Below are 21,274 nucleotides of genomic sequence, written 5' to 3' on the forward strand. Positions count from 1 at the left end.
TTTGGGTTTTGGGTTTTGGGTTTTGGGTTTTGGGTTTTGGGTTTTGGGTTTTGGGTTTTGGGTTTTGGGTTTTGGGTTTTGGGTTTTGGGTTTTGGGTTTTGGGTTTTGGGTTTTGGGTTTTGGGTTTTGGGTTTTAAGAAATGTTTTTTGATTTGTGATTCAAAACGTAAACGGTTAAACTTATAAACAGCTAAACTTCTTTTTTGTCAATTTGTTGATTTGTTTTTCCTAGGTTCTTAAAAAACTCCCTAACACCTAACACCTAACACCTAATACCTAACACCTAATACCCAAGACCTAATCCCTAAATTCCTATCTTTGTAAAAAAAGAAAATTATGCTCACTTGGAAAGACATTATACACCACGCAACACACGGAAATAAGAAACCTGATACACGTGTGGAGAAAACCGAAGAGGAATGGATTGCACAACTATCACCCGAACAATACCGTATTACGCGTTTAAAAGGGACAGAACGTGCTTTTTCGGGAGCACATTGTAGCAGTTATGATCCTGGAATTTATAATTGTGTGTGTTGTGGAACGCCTTTGTTTGATTCAAATTTGAAGTTTAGTTCAAGTAGCGGTTGGCCTAGTTTTACAGAACCTGTAAAAGATAATGTGATTGATTATATTAAAGATACTTCGCACGGAATGATTCGTGTAGAAGTCACCTGCAGTACTTGTGATGCCCATTTAGGACACGTATTCCCTGATGGTCCTGAACCAAGTGGCTTGCGCTTTTGTATTAATTCGGAATCACTTGTGTTGGAGGGTTAGATTGTTAGATTTTTCATATATTAAAAATGTATACCGATACTATTATTTTGGAATTTCTATCACAATAGAAGTTCCTTTGTTGGTATAACTATCAATGTGCATTGTTCCATTGATTGATTGAATTCTCTTTTTTATATTTCTAATCCCTAAGCCTTTGTCTTTTAGTATTATTTCTTCTGAAATACCAATTCCATTGTCTTCTACAATAATAGATATTGAAGTTTCATGTAATGTTACAGAGATATTAGCCGCGGTTGCTTTGGCATGCTTTATTATGTTTGCCATTAACTCTTGAATGATTCTGAAAATAAAAATTTCTTTAGAACTTTCTAAACGTTGATCCAATCCGAAATGTTGCAGTTCAATAGTAATACCATTGATACCATTATTATTTTTTATGAGGTTTTCAATGGCAGGCAATAATGCTTTCTTCGCTATGATTCCACTATTTTTTTGATACGCCATTGAATGTACTTCATCATAGGCATTTTCTAGAAGGTTTTTTGTTTTATCAAAGAGTTCACCGACCTTTTGTTGCTCTTCACTTTCTATACGTTCCTCAAGGTGTTCAAATTGCATTTTAGCTGCAGAAAGTAAAGCACAAACATTGTCGTGTAAATCATTTGCAATGGCTTCACGTTCTTTTTCTTGTCCTAAAATCATGGCATCAATAGCTGCGAGTTCTTGTTCTTTTTCAACTTTTTCAAGCTTTTGCCCTTCTATTTCTAGTTGCTGTGCTATGATGCGTTGTTTTCGTTTGGAGTTTCTATAGTATAATAAAGCGATGATAGCTCCTAAACCGAGTACTATTCCTAAAATAGAGATAATGGTTAATTGCTGAACCTCTGTTTGTTTATCAATTAAAATTTGTTTGTCTTTTGCTGCTGTGTTAAGTTCTATATTGAGTGTTGCATTTTTTACATTGTTATCATAGTGTTGAGTATTATTTAATAAATCTATAGAGGCCTTTAAATCATTGTATGCTTTTTCATATTCACCCATACCCGCATAAAGAGTAGAACTGTAATTTTTTATTTGAACATTACTTTTTGATTTATCTGAAAAATCAATGTAAGCCTTGGCTTTTTCTATGTATTTAAAACCTTGAGTGTAATTCTTAAAATATGCCTCTATTGATGCTAATTGAATATAACTTCTAAAAAACAAGTATTTATTATAAGGTAATTCTTCCATATTCCTTATAACCTTTAAATGATTATCCTTTGATTTTTGATATAAATCTTGTGTTTTAAAATACACTCCTTTTAAAGAATAATATTCAGGTAAAAATTTATGTCTAGCTGGCAATTTTGAAATTGTATTGTCAAAATTGCTTATCAATGAATGATCTATTCGTTTTTCCTTCTCTGTATTTTCAAATTCAAAGTATATCTGGTACCATAAATACAAACATTTTTCAATATCAGATTGCGCTAATTTTTTAAATTCCTTTAAATAGTTTTTAAATTGTTTGTGAGTTAATGAATACTGAAAATGGTAAAATTTCAATATACCTAACAAGCACATTTTTTGGAGCGAAACTATTTGTAGTTCTTTTGCTATAGTATAGGCTTTGTGAAATGAAAGAAAATAATCTACTTTATTTGGATTATGATATAATTCGTCAAATCCTTTGTTGAGTAAAGAAATACAATATTGTACAGAAATTTCTTCTTTAGTTTTTATTATATATTTTTGATGTTCTTTCTCTTGTCCTGCATAATAATGCATGTTTGCGAATACTTGTAATTCTTGCTTTAATATAGAATCACTAATATTTGACGCAAAAGCATACGCCGACTTGTATTCTAAGTTTAGAATTTCGTCGACGTACGTTTTTAATATTTTGTCATCTTGACTTTTTACTAGGTTTACAAAACCTAACAATACAAGCAACACTAAGGTTTTATGCATTAAAATATAATTTTACTGTATCCTTTTGGGCATACATTTCCAGGAGACTTTCCTGCTGAATTATCTACTTTTTCTTTTTTAGGATTAACTCTTTCAATTCTAGAAACTTCTTTTCCTCCTACGTTTTCTTCTATACACCTGGCGTCTACTGGAGGATTTAAATTTCTTGCTTGCATATATTCAATACGTTTTAAACTGAAAGCATGAGGGTTACGTTCACCATCTCTGTAGAAAAATTCAGAGTCAAAAACTTCATTTTCTTTATGTCCCCCGCCATCATTTAGCTTAAGTAAAACCCTATCTATTTCAAGGTACACATCATTTTTTAAATCACAATCTGTAAGCACATATTCGTTTTTAACAGGTGTATTCACATTAGTAATTATTAACCCACGAACTTCTACTTCAATAGAGATTACACGTATAATTTTCGTAACAGCTATACCTCTTTCCTTTACTTCAATCCATTTCCTAGCTAGCTTATATTTAGCACTAGCTATTGCCATATTTATCGGTCCTTTGTAATTAACTAAACGAAGTGTAGTTGATAATAGTTTTTTCTGTACCTTATCATACTTAAACTTACCTAATATAGAAAATGTTGTTCCATATGAAGAACTAAAATAAATAGCTTGCCATCTGTCTTGACATGTCTCTTGAAAGGAAACCGTTCCAGAAATTTCTAATTTGTTCATTACTTAAATTTTAAAGTTACTAATACCTCAAAACTAGCTTTATCCTCGTTAGTTTATAATACCCATTATTAGGTATTTAATTGAATCTATGTAAAGAGTAATTTTACTTAAAACAAAATTATGAGTAAAAAAGCACTACTATTTTCCGCACAAGATTTTCAAACTCCAATTATACCACAATTAAATGGTTGTAAAAACGACACTAAAATATGGAAAAACACATTGACTCAGTTAGGTTTTGCCATTGATGATTCTAGAGATATTCATCATAATAAAACAAGAGATAATGCATTCAATTTAATTAAAAAATTTATAGATGAACTTCAAGACGGTGATACTGGAATTGTATTTTTTTCCGGACACGCTATCAATTTAGATTTAAATATAAGAATAACAATTGAAGGATTAATATTCAATGACAATAAAAATATTTATGAATTTCAAATTTTACAAGAGCTTACAAATTTACATGACAACGCAAAACTAATTTTAATTATTGATTCTTGTTTTTCCAGAGGCTTTGCTCAGTATAAACGTTTAAGCTTGATAAGTAACTTAGAAGCGTATAAATCTAGACAATTATTAGCTAATGATGTATTAGAATTAGAATACAAAATTATTGATGATAAACTTGATGGTATTAATCATTTATTAATCCCTATAAACAGTAAAATTATTGATGATTTTCTTCCCAGGATTCCTCATGAAATTATAATACCCCCGAATCTATTGAATATTGAAAGTAAAAGAGAAGAAGTTTTAACAGAAATTAAGGCTTGTATAGAAGATTCTAATCATAAAAGTAATGTTTTCAGTCTTTCAGAAAAAGTTTTAGTTTACAAAAAAAATCATAAATCAATTAATAATTTAAAAGCTACTCAAAGAGGTAAATTAATGACTAACACTTCTAATACAATTAATACACCAACAGCTGTTCCCTTGAGAATAAGAGGATACAAAAATATTACTTTAATAGCCGCTGAAGATGATATATCTCAAAAAGCATATGAAAGGCAATTTACTCTTAATGATGGTTATGAAATAGGACATTATGGAGCTTTCAGTTTTTATGCAACCAAGACTATTTTAAATAACTTAAATATTACATATCAAGAGTTTAAGACTGAAGTTAATAAGGCATTAAGAGAAGATCCACATGTTGATATAAAGGAACAACAAATGGATTTCGATTCAGGAAACACAAACTGGAATCGCAAACTATTCACATAAAACCCTCTTTCTAAAAACAAAACCTCAATCTGTTTATTAAAGATTGAGTTTTTTTTGCTTTATAAACACTTAAAAGAATTAGCCAAGCGATCTTAATTCTAACAGCGAAAGCGGTCTAAAAATAAAAGCAAAGCGATCTTGGTTCTAACAGCGAAAGCGCATCTAACTAAGCCATCTCAAAAGCCTTTTGATATATAAACTCATACACAGGTACAATTTTATTGATATCAAATGCCAATGCTTGTTCTTTGGCTGCTGCTTTGAATTTGTCCAATTCAGTATCGTCTTTTAATATTTTTAAAGCATTGCTAGACATGTCTTTGACATCGCCCACATTACTTAAATACCCCGAAACTCCATGTATGTTTACTTCCGGAATTCCTCCTGTGTTACTCGATATAACAGGAACGGACGAAATCATTGCTTCCAATGCCGCCAAACCGAAACTTTCTGTTTCCGATGGCAATAAAAACAAGTCCGAGAAACACAATATTTTATCAACCTCATTACTATTTCCTAAGAAAATAACCTTGTCTGAAATACCGAGTTCTTCACACAATAATTCCGCTGGTTCTTTTTCGGGTCCTTCACCAACCATCATAAGTTTGGCAGGAATTTCTTTTTGTATTTCGTAAAATATCTTCACCACATCATCAATGCGTTTTACTTTTCGGAAGTTACTAACGTGTGTGACTATTTTTTCATCTTCATTCGCCATTAAACTACGCTGACAATCGGTAAATCCGTGGTCGTACTTGGTTACATCAATGAAGTTTGGAATGACATCTATATCTCGTTTTATGTCAAATAAACGCAACGTGTCTTGTTTTAAACTTTCTGAAACCGACGTTACTACATCCGATTTGTTGATGCTAAATGTAACCGCAGGTTTGTAAAATGGATGACTTCCCACCAAAGTGATATCTGTTCCGTGCAAGGTTGTTACCATAGGAATGTTAATGCCTTCTTCTGCCAACATCTTTTTTGCCATATATCCTGCGTATGCATGCGGAATGGCATAGTGTACATGTAATAAATCGATTCCGTGTAATTTTACCATGTCAACCAATTTGCTCGACAATGCCAACTCATACGGTTGGTAATGAAACAAAGGATATTCAGGTACAAATACTTCGTGAAAGTGAATATTTTCGCTTAACAAAGCCAAACGAACAGGCTGCTTGTAGGTTATAAAATGTATCTCATGTCCTCTATTGGCTAGGGCAATTCCTAATTCGGTAGCGACAACGCCACTTCCACCAAAAGTTGGATAACATACGATTGCTATTTTCAAATCTAGTAGGGTTTATTCTTCAATAGCTTCGTAAATAAGCTGTTGAATTTTGGTTCGTATATCAGTTTTTATCAATTTTCTGTTTGTCATGGTCGGATACGTTCTGTTAGACAGAAATACGTATACAATTTCTTTATCCGGATCTGCCCATGTGTACGTTCCTGTAAATCCTGAGTGTCCAAAACTTTTCATGGAAACACAGCCACAGGTTGGTCCGACATCGCCCAATTGCGGTTTGTCAAATCCTACGCCGCGTCGGTTGTCTTTATGACAATAGTAACAGTTATTAAATTTGTTAATTGTTGCTTCCTCCAAATACTGTACATTTCCATAGCTTCCACCATTCATATACATTTGCATCATTTTTGCCACATCATTTGCCGTGCTAAACAATCCTGCGTGCCCGCCAATTCCACCTTGCATTGCTGCGCCCATATCATGTACATATCCTTGCAACACTTGGTTTCGGTAATAGTCGTCTTTTTCTGAAGGAACTATCACGCTTTTTGAAAATTTTTCTAACGGATTGTAGGTAGTTCGGTGCGCGCCCAACGATTTGTAAAAATACTGTTGTGTTAACTTGTTTAGATTTGACTTGTAAGTCGCTTCTAAATAGTCTTTTAAGATGTAAAATGGCAAATCGCTATACTTATAACGCTTCTTTGTTAGCAAATCGCTATCAATAATACGTTGCATGATGGAATCTTTGTATTCCGTATTCATATATAAATTGTCCGCAACTTTGACATTGTATTTTTTAGATTTTTTACTGCTGTACCATTTTTTATCAGGTTTATTCGTGATCGTATCTAAAGTATTGACATAAAAAGGAATCCACGGTTTTAAGCGTGCATAGTGCGATAATATTTCTACAATCTTTAGTTTGTCTTTGTTGGTACCTTTAAATTTTGATGATAAATCGCCCAATCGAGAACTTAGCGAGAGTTTTTTATTTTCTTCTAATCGCATCACCAATGGTAATGTTGCTAGAATTTTGGTCATAGAAGCCACATCATACATATCGTGATCCGTTACTTTTTTCTTCTTTTTATAGGTATGATATCCGAAGTTTTTATTGTAGATGATTTTTCCCTTTCGGGCGATGAGTAATTGCACACCTGGCGCCATTTTTTCAGAAATTACCAATGCTGCCAACGAATCTATTCGGTTGAGTTTAGCGGAATTGATTCCTACGGATTCTGGCAGATCGTATCCTAAACGCGCTAACGTATTTGTTTTGAATCCTGTGCCAATTGGAAACTCTTCTCCGATGGCAACTGGCAATTTTCCTTGTGCTTTGATGGCGCCAAAGATAATTTGCGCTGAAATTTCTTGAGAAACATCGCTGTTTTGATACGAAACTAGTATGTTTTCAATGTTTGTGAAGCTTTTTATTTTGGCCAAACTGTGCGGACTCGTAAATACATTTAAAATGACTTTGCTATTGCGTGATAGTTCTTGCAACCAAACAATTTCCTTGTCAGTAAAATTATAATCCGCTGTCGGACTTTCGTCAGATGTATGCAATCCTACAATTACTGTGGAATAGCTTTGTAGTTTTTCAACCAAATTGGCTAAGTTTTTTTCTTTGATGATATCAATTGCAGCGTATTTACGTAAGGTATTTACAAATACACTTCCGTCAGCGTCTCCCATAGCAATGTATGCTATGTTTTGCTGTGCTAAATTTCGTATTGGTAAAATAGTGTTGTCTACTTTTACAGCTGTAACGGCGTGTTTTACCGCTTTGTAATGTAACACATCGTCTTTTCTATTATCCAGCGCGTCAACCACAGCCGTTTCCTGTAACGGTTCAAACGTAACAAGTCCGGCTTTGTATTTGGCACGCAATATATTTTTTACTGCACGAGAAACGCGCGCTTCTTTGATGATGCCTAGTTTCATGGCTTCTTCAAATTTTGCTATGACAGCAGGCACATCTTCTGGCAACAGTAATACATCATTTCCAGCGACAAAAGCTGCTAATTCCAATTCGCCAAGTTCTTTGTCTTTTTTAAGAAGTTCGTTATTTAGCGGCGCCGAAATAGTCAATCCTTTGAAACCTAGTTCATTTTTGAGTTTTTTGGTGACAATATTGTGCGATAAGGAAGCTGACAAACCTGTGACCGAAGTTAAACTTGGCACTTGTACGTGACTCGTCATCACTGCGCCAATTTTATTTTTGATTAAGGATTTGTATGAAGTTAATTGAATACTATCCAATTGAGTTGCTGAAAGCGAAATTTCGGGTAGTTCCGTTGTGTTATCTGCTGCCAAATTGCCAATACTAGGAAAGTAGATGCCGCAAGCAAGTGTGCCTGTGCTTTGTATACCTTTGGTAAACGCATTGACTTTGTTGGTTACTTGTATGCTATTTTCTCCATACGAACGATTTCCTACTGCTGCTAAGTTATTTTCCGTTTGAACCGTTGCCACAGGAGCAAAAGTGAGATTTACGCCCAAACGTTTGCTGTGTGCGCCAATTCGCTTTCCTATTTGTTCAATAATTTTATCATCTTCAATAGCGCCTAGTAGTAAGTTATACGGATATGTGTGTGCTGAATCTATTTTTTTGCCAAAATCCCATTCGGCATCCATTGCAATTAGTAATGGTACTTTGGATAGTTTTTGAAATTGATTCGTTAGTTTGACTTGTTTCGTTGGGTTTTTTCCCATAAATACGACACCACCAATTTTATACTTCATTATGTGCTGTTTTACCCTATTGTCAGCTGCCAAACCTTTGTCGGAATAGGCTTGAATGGCAAATAATTGACCAAAACGTTCTTGTTGCGTCATACTTGTGTAAACGCTATCAACCCATTTTTCTTGGGCTTTGTGTTCTTTTGAGTTGAAAAAGCGCGGTTTTTGTGCGCTAGTTATAAAGAGTGATACTATGATGATGAGTATCGTGCTGTATTTATTCATAGGGTAAATTCACTAACATTGATAGTACTATGTAAGGCAAAAAAGATGCCATTTGTACTTCTTTCACATAATAGATTAAATGTACAGACTTTATTGCACACAAAAAAGCATTGTTGAAAATTAACAATACTTTCACAAATTATAAAATATACAGTTCTTGACAGATAAGGATGGTGAAAAACTTATTTTTCTGACAGTTTTAATTTATCCTATTCCTTTAATTGTTATAAAAGCAGGTTTTTTTAAGAACCCCAAATCCTTTAATTTGGGGAAGCTTGTGTTTTATATTCGGACTTTTATAGGTTGCTTTGTTTTATTATTAATATTAAAACAAATACCATGAAAAACAAAGTTTTCTCGTTCACTTATGTTGAACAAAAAGTCAGTTGCTTCTTTAGCTAAAAATGCCCAAAGGCGAATTATTGGAGAAAATTCATCAACATTTAGAGAGTATTGATTTTTTTATAAAATCGCACGACAACGAGTTAGTTACCATTAATGGTGGTTTGCCCGGAATTGTTATTTTTTATTTTCATCTACATAAAGTCACACAAAACGAACGCCATTACGAAAGCGCTGTTGCGAATTTAGAATTGCTGTTTGATCAACTGGAGAAAAATATGCCTGAACGCTATGTGTATTCGTCTGGATTGGCAGGTTTGGGTTGGTTTTTTAAGTATATTCAACGTTTTATAGATGTTGATAATGAGTTAGATACACCCGAAATGGATGCCGTTTTTATGAATGCTGCACAAAAAGAATTGTCGGTTCGTAATTATGAATATCTAACAGGTTTTAGTGGTATTTTGAAGTATTTACTGAGTAAAGAAAGTACGGATTCTGCCCTACTTTCTAAATTTATTGATGAAGTACACGATCAAGTTTTTGCATTAGAAAATCCGATTTCATTTTTTGAATCGGAAGATGAACGGCATAAGTTTCCAAGCGTGAATTTAGGTGTTTCGCATGGTGTTTACGGATTTGTGGCGATCTTGAATACGTTTTGCGCCAAGCAAATTAACCCAGAAAAGTGCAAAGCTATTTTACAATTGATTATCAATTTTACTTTTGAACATAAGAAAGATTTTGTGACAAATGGAAAGTTTTTCCCAAATAGAATTGGCAAAAATGTAAAGGAGAATAGACGCAGTAGATTGGCTTGGTGTTATGGCGATTTGGGAATTTTAACTGTTTTGTATTCGTCTGGTGAAGTATTGAAAGACGCCAATTTGAAAGCGGAAGTAGTACAAATGCTTTTGAATACAACACTTCGAAAAGATATGGATATGAGCATGATGAATGATATTTGGTTGTGTCACGGAACGGTTGGCGCGGCTCATATTTTTCAACGTTTGTACAAAACTACGGAGATTGCTGATTTTAAGTTTGCTGCCGATTTTTGGTTCAGAAAAACGTTGGAACAGCTAGATAAAGGTTCACCACAAATTAAAGCGAGTCACACACGATCGGGAAGTTATGCACGAAAAGATTTGACAGGTTTTTTGATTGGATATGCTGGTTTGGGACTTTCCCTGTTGAGCAAATTACCCGAAGCCGATTTGGATTGGGACAGCATGATTTTAATGTCCTAATTTTAAATAGAAAAGCTAGATACGATTGGCTTAAAGTAAATTTCAAAGGCTTTTTTAGGAACTTTTGTGTAGCTTAGTTTGCCATTCAATTGATCGGTTAATACTTGTACTAATTGCATTCCTAAAGAAGAAGTTGTTTCAAAATCAAAATCGTCTGGCAAACCATCTCCACTATCACTATACATCAATTTGTAATTATCAGCTTGTTTTACAATTGCTAAATAAAAGCTGTTTTTTTGATCTTTTTTAAACGCATATTTGAATGAGTTTGTGATTAACTCATTGATAATTAAACCTAAATTTGCCGTGGTATCTCCATCAAAACTCAAGGTTTCGTTAATTTCAATTTCTATCTGTACATCTAAAATTGCATGACTTACCGTATCTTTTATAAAATCAATAAGTTGCACAACATATTCTTTAGTGGGAACATCTTTTAGTGTATGCGTTCCGTATAGTTTTTGATGCACTAACGACATCGATTTGATTCTGTTTTGACTGTCGCGAAGTGCATTTATAATGTTTTCATCTTCGTATTCGTCTTCCTGCAAAGTAAGAATGCCCGAAATCATTTGCATGTTGTTCTTTACTCTGTGATGAATTTCCTTTATTAAAACTTCAATTTTTGAGAGACTGCCTTCTAATGCTTGATTTTTAGAGACAACTATTGCATTGGCATTTTGGAGATTTTTGTTTAATGAATTATTTTATAGGAACTGATTCAGAATCACAAAGATTAAAAAAACCATCATCGCATAACAGCCATACGCTATAATTGAGATGTTTTTATTGATACTTGGAGGATTTTTGAAAGCACTTCCAATTTTTAGTTTTAACCCAAATAGTTGAATTGTACTGTATATGAATGCGTCTTCATTTATAGCAAAATTTTTGTAGTACTCAGCATCTCTATTGGTATTAAAAATTTCTGATTCGTTGTAGAAAGCTTCGCGAGTTAAATCTAAAGAATCATTTACTAGAAATTTATGTACATACATATTATGATCCGTACCTTCATAAAAATAGTCTAAAAGATATTTTACATCAAGTATAGGTGTTATGTAGCCAATAATTTCATTACTACTTGTTTTGGCAGAAAAGTTAAACGGAAAACCTGCCCAGCCTTCTCTGAGATTTATTGGGGTGAATAAGTGAATTGTATTGCTTTTCATCAGCGTGTCTAACTCATCTATTCTTTTTTGAGATTAGATCGATTTTACAGAACGTCCTTTTAGGTTGTTTGGATCTATTTTTTTGGGCGTTACCACATATTTGAATACATGATTTGTGTCAATAAAGTTGATTAAGATGGAATCGTTAAATTTTGTTTCTTTTAAAAAATCATTCAAATAGCTTTGTAATTCTATTTCAGAAGGAAATTCTTTGCTGTTTTTTGTATAACTTTTTAAACCAGAAACCAATGACGCGTAGACTTCAATTCCTGCTTTTGCGTTTGTAATGGCTTCTGCATGTGCTTTTTGTAGTTGCGCATCGATTTTTTGTTGCTCAAAAGCTTCATAGTTATCTAATAAACTATACAATAGAAAGCCACAAATAGCGGAAATTAGAAATACTCCTAGATAGTATTTTAGTTTTTTTGACACGTAATATTATAATTTTGGGGATCACAAATATAGGAATTTTACGGTAGGTCATTGTTTGTTTTGTAATTTTTGACATATTCATCAAAATATAGTGTACAAAAAAGAGGCTGTCTGGAAAGTTTCAAAAGCCGTCATTCTGGACTTGATCCAGAATCTCATAAAGCTGATTTTCAACTGTTATGCGAAACCGAATCAAGTTCGGTTTGACGAAATTATGACTTTTTAGACAGCCTCTTTAATTTTTATCCGACTAATGAATAAACATTTTCAAAAAAATGCTTCCTTATAAACATATTGAAGTGGATAAAATATTTTTACTATTATTGTTGTGGACATCCACAAGTCCAGTCTCCTCTTGTTGGTGTTGGACATGGAGATTCTTTCGTAGGACCTTGACAGCCTCCGCAAGTTTCTTGTAAACCTGAACAAATATCTGTTCGTAATCCTCCTTTTACTTCTTCAATTTGCAAATTAGATACTAAGTTCTTTTTTAAAGCTAGTTTTGCGTTTAAATTTCTTTTTTTCATAATTTTTGTTTTTAAGTTGAACCAAAGATAAACGAATTGAAAACCAGTTACTTACGGTTATTCCGTACTTAATTTATCATAAAATCACTTGTATAGTAAAAAAGAAAGTGTAGACAGTTATTCTTTAACATAATTTTATAAATAACTGATTTTCTTTTTGTTATAAGTAAAAAAAAGGCAAACCGAGTGGTTTACCTTTTTAAATAGTATTTTATTGTTTTATGCTTTTAATTTAAAAAACGTCCATGCCAACTTTCTTTAGCAGGAACTTCCCAATTTTCTAAAAATTCGGCTTTTGTAGTGACTAAGTTATTGAAAACGATTGTATTTCCTGTAACAGCTTTGTCTTTTGCCATTTTACGAAATGCTTTTAAGTCTTTATAAGCTACGTATTGTCCTTGTTTGTACGATACGTTCATTTTGTCCATTAAATCAACATTGTATTCTTTTTCTAATTGTTGAATAAAATGTACAGATGCATCAATAGAACAACCAGTTGCCATTTGTTTTCCTTGATCGACCGCAATGATAATGAAACGTTTGTATTTTATTTCGAAAGAAGCTTCTAAATCGCTTCCGTGTGCTGTCCATTGTGTAACAAAGTTTGAAAGCTTGGTTTTTATTTCCTCCAACTCTACTTCACTGAATGAGCGATTGGCTTGGTATATCCAGACTCTGGCTTCATTAGATATGTTATCAAATTCTACAAGCATCTTATTTTAGTTTTGAGCTTTAATTTTTCGTATGACTTTATAAGTACGGTAATCTTCCATTTTTGGATCGTACATTTCAACGCTTTCAAAAGTGACTGTTACTTTTAATTTTTTTAACTTTTTTACATCATTCAGCAATTCTTGTCCTTCAAAGTATTCCAACCAAAGAAATTTGTATTTTCTTTTATTAATTCCTTCAAAAGTGATCATGTTGAATTGATCTTTTGTCAATTTCTGCACCTTTCCTGTAACTAAATCTGTTTTAGATGGTACTACCGCTACTTCAGCTTCTAAATCATCTACTATATATTCTTGTGCGAACGACATAAATGTATCTGGACATATTGTGAGCATGTTGAGTCCAATTTCTTGGCCTAAGTTTTCTAATGAATCTGGATCATTTAACGATATTTCAATGTACTTATCAATACGCTTTTTGTATTTCCCATAGGAATTTATTAAACAAAGTCCTAGTTGTACTTCAAGTTGTTTTTTTGTGATCTTTTTTGAAGATTTTTCAGTGATGCAATCGCATGCATCTCTTGTAATATCATCTAATACAGCTTGTTTTGAATCTTCTTCTTGTGCAGTAACAATAATTGTCATACACAATATACATAGTGTTATTATTTTTTTTATCATCTTATAGATCTTGTGCATTGGCAATTAATTCTGCAATATCTTGCACTACAACAGTATCTTCTTTTTCTTTAAACTTAATTCCATCAGTCATCATAGTGTTACAATATGGACAACCTGTTGCAATAATTTCTGGATTTGTTTTTAAAGCATCTTCCGTACGTAATACATTGATGTCTTTATCGCCTTTTTCGGGTTCTTTGAACATTTGTGCGCCTCCAGCTCCACAACAAAGTGCTGTTGCTTTGTGACGCTTCATTTCTGTTAAATTTGCATTTAAAACACTTAAAACATCACGAGGAGCATCGTATACTTTATTAGCTCTTCCTAAATAACAAGGATCATGAAACGTAATACGTTTTCCTTTGTAAGTATCTCCGATGTTTTGCAAACGTCCACCATCAATCAATTCTTTTATAAATTGTGTGTGATGTACAACTTCGTAAGTTCCGCCCAAAGAAGGATATTCATTTTTTAAACAATTGAAAGAATGCGGATCACAGGTTACAATTCGTTTTATTTCATACGCATTCAGTACTTCGATATTCATCATTGCTTGCATCTGAAATAAGAATTCATTTCCTGCGCGCTTTGCTACATCTCCAGTACAACTTTCTTCTGATCCTAAAACAGCAAAGTCAACATTTGCCTTGTTTAGAATTTTCACAAAAGCTTTGGTTATTTTTTTTGCTCTATCATCATAACTTCCAGCAGAACCAACCCAAAATAATATTTCTGGTTGTTTCCCTTCTGCCATAAGTGCTGCCATTGTAGGTACTTTCATCTTCGTATCTTTTTAAGTTGTATTAGTTTTCGTCTTTCCAGTTAAGTCTGTCCATTTGATTGTACGGCCAAGGTGCGCCATTGTTTTCAATATTCCCCATCATGACGTTTAATTCTGTTGGTGCAGCCGATTGCTCCATGACTAAGTATTTACGCATTTCCATGATAATTGATAACGGATCAATGTTTACTGGACACGCTTCTACACAAGCATTACAAGATGTACATGCCCACAATTCTTCTGTAGTGATATAATCGTTAAGTAAAGATTTTCCATCGTCTACAAAAGTTCCTTTGTTGGCATCAATGTTTTTACCAACTTCTTCTAGACGATCTCTGGTATCCATCATTATTTTACGTGGCGACAGCTTTTTTCCTGTCAAGTTTGCAGGACATTCACTTGTACAACGTCCACATTCTGTACACGTATACGAATTCATTAACTGCACCCAGTTTAGGTCTTGCACATCCGAAGCGCCAAATTTTTCAGGTTCGCCTTCGTCTTCTCCTTCCGCCGGAGCGGCAAAAGGATCAGCATTCGGATCCATCATTAATTTGACTTCTTTAGTCACACTCGCATCATTTACAAACTGACCTTTCGGCTGTAAGTTTGCGTACCATGTGTTTGGAAATGCTAATAAGATGTGTAAATGTTTTGAGTAGTATAAGTAGTTTAAGAAGGTTAAGATTCCTGCAATGTGAATCCACCAAGCTGCTCTTTCTATAATATGCAAATGCTCTCCTGACCCAAATAAACCTGCAATATGTTTACTGATAATGTTTCCAGAATTCATACTTTGGAAATCAACATCTGTTGCATTCATCACCAAGAATAAAGTCATTAATACCACTTCAAAGTATAGAATGATGTTTCCGTCACTTTTTGGCCAACCTTTCATTTCGGCACTTAGGAAACGTTTTAACTTGATTACATTTCTACGAATCCAGAAAATAATTACAGTAATTAACACCAATACAGCCAATATTTCAAAGCTTCCGATAAGGAAACCATAAACGCTGTCGGGTAATACTTTGGTAAATACTCTGTGGGTTCCAAAAAGTCCGTCAATAATAATTTCTAAGACTTCAATGTTTATGATTACAAACCCTAAATATACTATAATGTGTAAAAATCCTGCAATTGGTCGGCGAACCATTTTAGATTGCCCTAAAGCAATCATTGCCATATTTTTCCAACGCTCAGATTTGTTATCGGTTCGATCAATATCTTTTCCAAGTTTGATGTTTCGGGTTAGTTTTCGAACATTTTTTGTAAAATAACCTACGCCAACAATTAAGAGTATGGCAAATAGAATATTAGGAATGTACTCCATAGGAAATAAATCTTTTGATGGTTAGGTGTGCTTAGTTTTTCTTTTCGTCAGTATCTTCTTCTTTCGATTTCTTGTATTGTTTGGCTTTTTTACCAAATAATGAGAAATGTACGTATCGTTTCGGATTCAATTTCATGTCTTCTAGTAATTGTTCCATTTGTAAAGATGCGCCTGTAAGGTTATTGTACAGTTCTTCATCTTTTAATAGTTTCCCTACCGAACCTTCTCCGTTTTCAATACCTGCAATGATATTGTCAAATCCTTTGATGGTTGCTTGTAGTTGTTTGACAGTTTTGTTGAATTCAATGTTGGCTAATGAATCGGAAACTTTAGAGAAGTTTGCCGTCATATTATCCACATTTGTCATGGCATTTTCAAACTTTCGCTTATTGGTTTCAAGCATGTTATTAAATGTTCCTGACGCTTGTTTGAAGTTTTTAACCGTAGTATTTAGTTCTTTGATACTATTTTTGATGCTTTTTCTTGATTCAATATCTAAAATTGCATTAACCGAAGTAACTAAAGAATCGGCACTGACAATCATGTTTTCAACTTTTGCTTGTAATGGTGTGAGTTGGTTTTTGAAAGAATCAACCATTCCTACACGCACTTCTGTTTTGAGTGTATCACCTTCAATTGCCATAGGCGATCCATCTCTTTTTAGCATGATTGCTAAAGATTTTCCACCGATAAAACCATTTTCTTGTAATTGTATGGTACTGTTTTTTGAAAACTGGAAGTCATTGTCTAATGATAAAGTTACCACTGATTTTCCTGAAGGTTGCAACTGAATGTCTTGTACTTTACCTACTTGATATCCGTTAATCATTACTTTGGTTGCAGGAATCAATCCGCCAACGTCATTATATTCTGCATAAAAAACTCTGTCGCCAGAAAATACAGATTTTGACATTAAGTAACTAATTCCGAAGTATAATAGTACTAGCGCGCTAATTGCTAGTAGTGCCGTTTTAATTTCTCTAGACATTTTCAATTTTAGGTAATTTGTGAACTTCGCAAAATTAGCTATTTTTTTGCTAAGAATACGTCTAATTTGCTTATTGATTCAATACTTGTGCTAAAGGTACCTTTTTTCCCTTTTTATAAGCGACTATATAACAGTCTTTATAGCCTTTGTTTTTTGCTCTAGCTTTCATGCGCTTTATTTCTTCATAATCAGAAGTTTTGCCATAAAAATAACGAAAGATACTGCCTGATTTTTCTCTGGAAATTTGAGACAATCCTTTAAAATTATAAGCTTTAATAGCAATTTTTTTGGAACTTGCCGATAACTGCACTTTAAATGTTACATCTTTGAACACTTGCGAAGACTGCATATCTTCAAAATCAGGAACGGTTTCTGAAATAATTTCTTCGCTTTCTTTATAGACTTTTTCAGAATGTAAATCAATATATTTTTTTACGGCATTATATAAGGACTTGGTCATGATTTTTTTTCCACGCTTGGAGTTTAAAAAATCTTCTTCCTTTTTATGAGTCAAAAAACCGAGTTCTACCAAAACGCTTGGCATGTAAGTTTTTGATAACACCCAAAATCCTGCTTGCTTTACACCTCTATCTTTACGTTTTGCGGTTACTTTGAATTCTTTTTGAATGTACGAAGCTATTTCAATACTTTGATCTAAGTATTCTTCTTGTAAAATAATTAAGCTAATTAATGATTCTGGCGAGCTTGGATCAAATCCTTCATATACTTCTTCATGGTTTTCTTCTAAAAAGATCACTGAGTTTTCACGTTTAGCTACTTCTAAGTTGGTTTTGTTTTTACTTAAACCCAATACAAAAGTTTCCGAACCATACGCTGTAGTCCCAAACTTTTTACCTTTTTTGCCAGGTTGCGCATTGCAATGAATTGAAATAAATAGATCTGCTTTTTTCTTATTTGTCAATACTGCGCGTTGACTTAACGTAGGATAGGTATCTTTTTTACGCGTATAAATCACTTTTACGTTGGGAAGTTTGTCCAACATTTTACCTAATGCCAACGAAACATCTAAGGCAATGTCTTTTTCTGTAGCCTTATATCGTCCTGTTCCTGGCGTTCCTGTGTCGTTTCCGCCATGTCCTGCATCAATCATTACCACAAATTCTTTTCGCTTATTTGTTGGTTTCTCTTCTGTCATTTCATTTGCAGAAACGATAAAAGTTGCTGACAAAAAAATTAGTATTATTGAAAAATATCTATACATAAATTCGATTTCTATTCGTTTATACTATAATAATGCGTTTTGTGTATTCCTTATTGTGTTAATTATAATTAAAATATCATAAATGTATGATAAAAATACACTACTAGGTTTGGCACTTCAAATATTGAGCCATACTTTTACGCCTTTCGTACAATAAACGAAAATATAAAAGTTAGTTGATTATTCATAAAAGAAATCTTTCTTTTGTGTATTATAAAGAATATCGAATTACACCATTGCAGACAAAGAGATTTTACATACCTATTCAGCTCATCCTATTATTGGTGAGTTTCTTTGCTTTTTCACAGGAACTTCCAACTAGGAAGAAACTGCCATTTGAACCCGAAAAAGAAAAGGAACAAAAAGGCGATACCCTAAAAGCAAATGTCAACGAAGTCATTAAAATTGGGACACGCAAACGTGTAGATTCTATAAAGAACGATTCCATTAAAGGAGATACGCTTCCAAAAAAACAACCGCTTCTGCTCGATCAAGTAAAATACAAATCGAAAGATTATGTGAAAATTAGTCAGCGTAAGAAACAAATCTTATTATATGATGAAGCCGAATTATATTATCAAGATACAGAGTTAAAATCGGGAATTATTATTTTAGATTATGAAAAAAACGAAGTATATGCAGGTCGATTGAAAGATTCGGCAGGTGTATATTCGCAAGCACCATATTTTAAACAAGCAGAAAGTGTTGTGGAACCCGATTCTATTCGCTTTAATTTTAATACCGAAAAAGCATTGATTTGGAATTCGCGAACCGAACAAAACGGAACACAGATTTATGGAGAGTTGACCAAGAAAGAGAATGACTCCGTAATTTTTATTCAAAATGCAAAATTTACCACTTCTAAAGACATTGATAATCCTGAATACTATTTTTTAGCGCGAAAAATTAAACTCGTTCCTAATAAAAAGATCGTTTCCGGAGTAACCAACATGTATATTGCCGATGTACCAACGCCAATTGGTTTTCCGTTTGCCTATTTTCCTTTGACAGACGATAGAGCTTCCGGATTTATTTTTCCAACTTTTGGAGAAAACAACAGTCGTGGATACTTTTTTCAAAATGGAGGATATTATTTTGCCGTCAGTGATTATTTTGACTTGGCACTTTTGGGTGATTATTATACGAATGGTAGTTATGCATTTCGAGTCGAATCAAATTATGCCTTGCGATATCGCTTCCGCGGAAATTTAAGCATGCGATTTGAAGCCGTAATTAATAGTCAACGTGGTTTTCCAGACTACAGTAAATCAAACATTTATAACATTCGTTGGTCGCACAATCAAGATGCAAAAGCCAATCCGAATTCACGGTTTTCTGCTTCGGTAAACTTAGGTAGTAGTTCGTTTTATCAAGCTTCTATTAATCAGCTAAACACGCCAAATTTCTTAAACAACACACTGAATTCGTCAGTTTCGTATTCAAAAACGTTTCCAAATTATCCATCGGTAAATGTTTCGGTAACCGCTACGCATTCACAAAACACAAATACAGAAAGCATCAATCTTACCTTGCCAACATTACAAGCAAGTGTAGAACGTATTTATCCTTTTGCTCCTAAAGAAGGAACTAAAAAGGGAATTTTAAAAAATATTAATTTTCAGTACAATTTGCGTGGAGAAAACAGAATTAACACGACCGATTCTTTATTTTTTACCAAAGAAATGTTTAAAGACGCTAAAGTTGGTGTGCGACATAGTATTCCTTTAAATACAAACTTTAAAGTATTCAATTATATTAGTGTGAGTTTGGGAGGAAATTATGATGAAGTTTGGGCTTTGCAAACCACCAAAAGATCTGATGCCTTTATAAATCCAACAGATCAAACTGAACAAACTGCATCAGTAAAAGATACTATTAACGGTTTTGATTCCTTTAGAACGTATAATTTTAGTGCCAGTGTCGGAACTACCTTATACGGTACGTTTGAACGTGGAAAAGATCGGAAAATACAAGCCATTCGACATACGTTACGACCTTCTATTAGTTATAGTTACAATCCAGCGTTTGATCAGTATTACGACGAATATATTATTGACGCTGAAAATAATACGGTACAAGAATATACGCGTTTTGAAGATGGTCTTTTTGGTACGCCAGGTAGAAATTTTGCAAGTTCCATTGGAATTAATCTTGCAAATACGGTCGAAGCCAAAATTCGCCCAAAAGATTCAACACAAACTGAAGCTAAAAAGGTAATGCTTTTAAACAGTTTAAATTTTTCTACAAATTACAATATTGCCGCCGATTCGTTAGCGTGGTCACCAGTAAGAGTTTCTGGTAGCACGCAATTATTTAACAATAAACTGAATGTAAACTTTGGCGCAAACTTAGATCCGTATTCTATTGATAATGAAGGCGTACGTATCAATAAATTTAATATTAACAATGGCGGAAGTTTATTCCGATTGACAAGCGCCAATTTAAACTTTAACTACTCTTTCTCAAGTAAAAGCTTGGAAGGAAAAGGCGATTCGGGAACGGATAATACACGAAGTGGAGGACGTGATGATGACTTGTTTGGGCGCGCACAAGATTTTAGTGACCGGCAAACGTTTGGAGACGACGACGATGAAGATGAAGAAAAAGAAGATGTGGAAGCCTACCGAGCCAAGATTCCGTGGGATTTACGACTCGCGTACACAGTTACTTATCTGAATAGTAATAGACAAAATAAAATTTCTAACAACTCATTGATGTTCTCTGGGAATGTTGAATTAACGCCACAATGGAAAGTCGGAGTTTCTTCGGGTTACGATTTCAAAAACAAAGGATTTACGTTTACGCAAATGCGTTTTGAGCGTGATTTGAAGAGTTGGCGAATCAACTTTGACTGGGTTCCATTTAGCTCGCGTGCTTCTTGGTATTTCTTTATTGGAATTAAAGCTTCAATCTTACGTGATGTGAAGTGGGAACAACGAAGTGAACCAGATAGAAGATTGTAGATTAGACTTCTTAGATCTATTAAATTTTAGATGCGCTTTGCTTGTCAATTTTGGATTTTGGGTGTTT

18 protein-coding genes are annotated in these 21,274 nt (G+C 33.6%); 4 read left to right on the top strand and 14 right to left on the bottom strand.

What is annotated here, in order from left to right:
* The first annotated feature begins 337 nt into the window (after positions 1-337).
* The gene (gene msrB, locus AB8B65_RS17110; protein WP_405302498.1) at positions 338-781 is read left to right on the top strand and encodes a peptide-methionine (R)-S-oxide reductase MsrB; all 444 of its coding nucleotides are present in this window, start codon (positions 338-340) and stop codon (positions 779-781) included.
* 42 nt (positions 782-823) lie between these two features.
* Here the strand turns inward: msrB and AB8B65_RS17115 are convergent, their stop codons facing one another.
* Positions 824-2,512, bottom strand: coding sequence for a sensor histidine kinase (locus AB8B65_RS17115; RefSeq protein ID WP_405302499.1), 1,689 nt, complete (start codon positions 2,510-2,512; stop codon positions 824-826).
* A gap of 182 nt (positions 2,513-2,694) precedes the next feature.
* Positions 2,695-3,390, bottom strand: a complete 696-nt coding sequence (locus tag AB8B65_RS17120) for a hypothetical protein (RefSeq protein WP_405302500.1) — start codon at positions 3,388-3,390, stop codon at positions 2,695-2,697.
* A 120-nt stretch (positions 3,391-3,510) separates the two neighbouring features.
* On the opposite strand from AB8B65_RS17120, the gene AB8B65_RS17125 reads away from it, so the two are divergent.
* Complete coding sequence (locus AB8B65_RS17125; RefSeq protein WP_405302501.1) at positions 3,511-4,620, top strand: caspase family protein; 1,110 nt, start codon at positions 3,511-3,513, stop codon at positions 4,618-4,620.
* Between the two features lie 166 nt (positions 4,621-4,786).
* Here the strand turns inward: AB8B65_RS17125 and bshA are convergent, their stop codons facing one another.
* Together bshA and AB8B65_RS17135 are read right to left on the bottom strand one after the other, a co-directional pair.
* Positions 4,787-5,914 carry an N-acetyl-alpha-D-glucosaminyl L-malate synthase BshA gene (gene bshA, locus AB8B65_RS17130; RefSeq protein ID WP_405302502.1) on the bottom strand — a complete coding sequence of 376 codons (1,128 nt, stop codon included), beginning with the start codon at positions 5,912-5,914 and terminating at the stop codon, positions 4,787-4,789.
* Between the two features lie 12 nt (positions 5,915-5,926).
* On the bottom strand, positions 5,927-8,842 hold the full coding sequence (locus tag AB8B65_RS17135) for a glycoside hydrolase family 3 N-terminal domain-containing protein (protein WP_405302503.1): 2,916 nt from the start codon (positions 8,840-8,842) through the stop codon (positions 5,927-5,929).
* 404 nt (positions 8,843-9,246) lie between these two features.
* Between AB8B65_RS17135 and AB8B65_RS17140 the strand changes: the two genes are divergently transcribed.
* Positions 9,247-10,434: a lanthionine synthetase LanC family protein gene (locus AB8B65_RS17140; RefSeq protein ID WP_405302504.1), complete on the top strand. Its 1,188-nt coding sequence runs from the start codon at positions 9,247-9,249 to the stop codon at positions 10,432-10,434.
* 2 nt (positions 10,435-10,436) lie between these two features.
* Here AB8B65_RS17140 and AB8B65_RS17145 read toward each other — a convergent pair whose 3' ends face one another.
* The 10 genes from AB8B65_RS17145 to AB8B65_RS17190 all read right to left on the bottom strand — a co-directional run bounded on the left by AB8B65_RS17145 (position 10,437) and on the right by AB8B65_RS17190 (position 18,211).
* Positions 10,437-11,102 carry a sensor histidine kinase gene (locus tag AB8B65_RS17145; protein WP_405302527.1) on the bottom strand — a complete coding sequence of 222 codons (666 nt, stop codon included), beginning with the start codon at positions 11,100-11,102 and terminating at the stop codon, positions 10,437-10,439.
* 39 nt (positions 11,103-11,141) lie between these two features.
* The gene (locus AB8B65_RS17150; protein WP_405302505.1) at positions 11,142-11,606 is read right to left on the bottom strand and encodes a hypothetical protein; all 465 of its coding nucleotides are present in this window, start codon (positions 11,604-11,606) and stop codon (positions 11,142-11,144) included.
* A gap of 33 nt (positions 11,607-11,639) precedes the next feature.
* Positions 11,640-12,038 carry a hypothetical protein gene (locus AB8B65_RS17155; RefSeq protein WP_405302506.1) on the bottom strand — a complete coding sequence of 133 codons (399 nt, stop codon included), beginning with the start codon at positions 12,036-12,038 and terminating at the stop codon, positions 11,640-11,642.
* A 320-nt stretch (positions 12,039-12,358) separates the two neighbouring features.
* Positions 12,359-12,565 carry a hypothetical protein gene (locus AB8B65_RS17160; protein WP_405302507.1) on the bottom strand — a complete coding sequence of 69 codons (207 nt, stop codon included), beginning with the start codon at positions 12,563-12,565 and terminating at the stop codon, positions 12,359-12,361.
* Between the two features lie 227 nt (positions 12,566-12,792).
* Positions 12,793-13,278 carry an ABC transporter ATPase gene (locus AB8B65_RS17165; protein ID WP_405302508.1) on the bottom strand — a complete coding sequence of 162 codons (486 nt, stop codon included), beginning with the start codon at positions 13,276-13,278 and terminating at the stop codon, positions 12,793-12,795.
* Positions 13,279-13,284: 6 nt separating this feature from the next.
* The gene (locus AB8B65_RS17170) at positions 13,285-13,884 is read right to left on the bottom strand and encodes a hypothetical protein (RefSeq protein WP_405302509.1); all 600 of its coding nucleotides are present in this window, start codon (positions 13,882-13,884) and stop codon (positions 13,285-13,287) included.
* A 37-nt stretch (positions 13,885-13,921) separates the two neighbouring features.
* On the bottom strand, positions 13,922-14,701 hold the full coding sequence (locus AB8B65_RS17175) for a (Fe-S)-binding protein (protein ID WP_405302510.1): 780 nt from the start codon (positions 14,699-14,701) through the stop codon (positions 13,922-13,924).
* Between the two features lie 22 nt (positions 14,702-14,723).
* The gene (locus tag AB8B65_RS17180; RefSeq protein ID WP_405302511.1) at positions 14,724-16,034 is read right to left on the bottom strand and encodes a 4Fe-4S dicluster domain-containing protein; all 1,311 of its coding nucleotides are present in this window, start codon (positions 16,032-16,034) and stop codon (positions 14,724-14,726) included.
* Between the two features lie 31 nt (positions 16,035-16,065).
* A complete protein-coding gene (locus AB8B65_RS17185) occupies positions 16,066-17,022 on the bottom strand; it encodes an MlaD family protein (protein ID WP_405302512.1) in 957 nt (318 codons plus the stop codon).
* 70 nt (positions 17,023-17,092) lie between these two features.
* Positions 17,093-18,211, bottom strand: a complete 1,119-nt coding sequence (locus AB8B65_RS17190; protein ID WP_405302513.1) for an N-acetylmuramoyl-L-alanine amidase — start codon at positions 18,209-18,211, stop codon at positions 17,093-17,095.
* A gap of 239 nt (positions 18,212-18,450) precedes the next feature.
* On the opposite strand from AB8B65_RS17190, the gene AB8B65_RS17195 reads away from it, so the two are divergent.
* On the top strand, positions 18,451-21,207 hold the full coding sequence (locus tag AB8B65_RS17195; RefSeq protein WP_405302514.1) for a putative LPS assembly protein LptD: 2,757 nt from the start codon (positions 18,451-18,453) through the stop codon (positions 21,205-21,207).
* Positions 21,208-21,274 lie beyond the last annotated feature (67 nt).

Source organism: Kordia sp., assembly GCF_045105435.1.
In the GTDB taxonomy this organism is placed as follows: domain Bacteria; phylum Bacteroidota; class Bacteroidia; order Flavobacteriales; family Flavobacteriaceae; genus Kordia.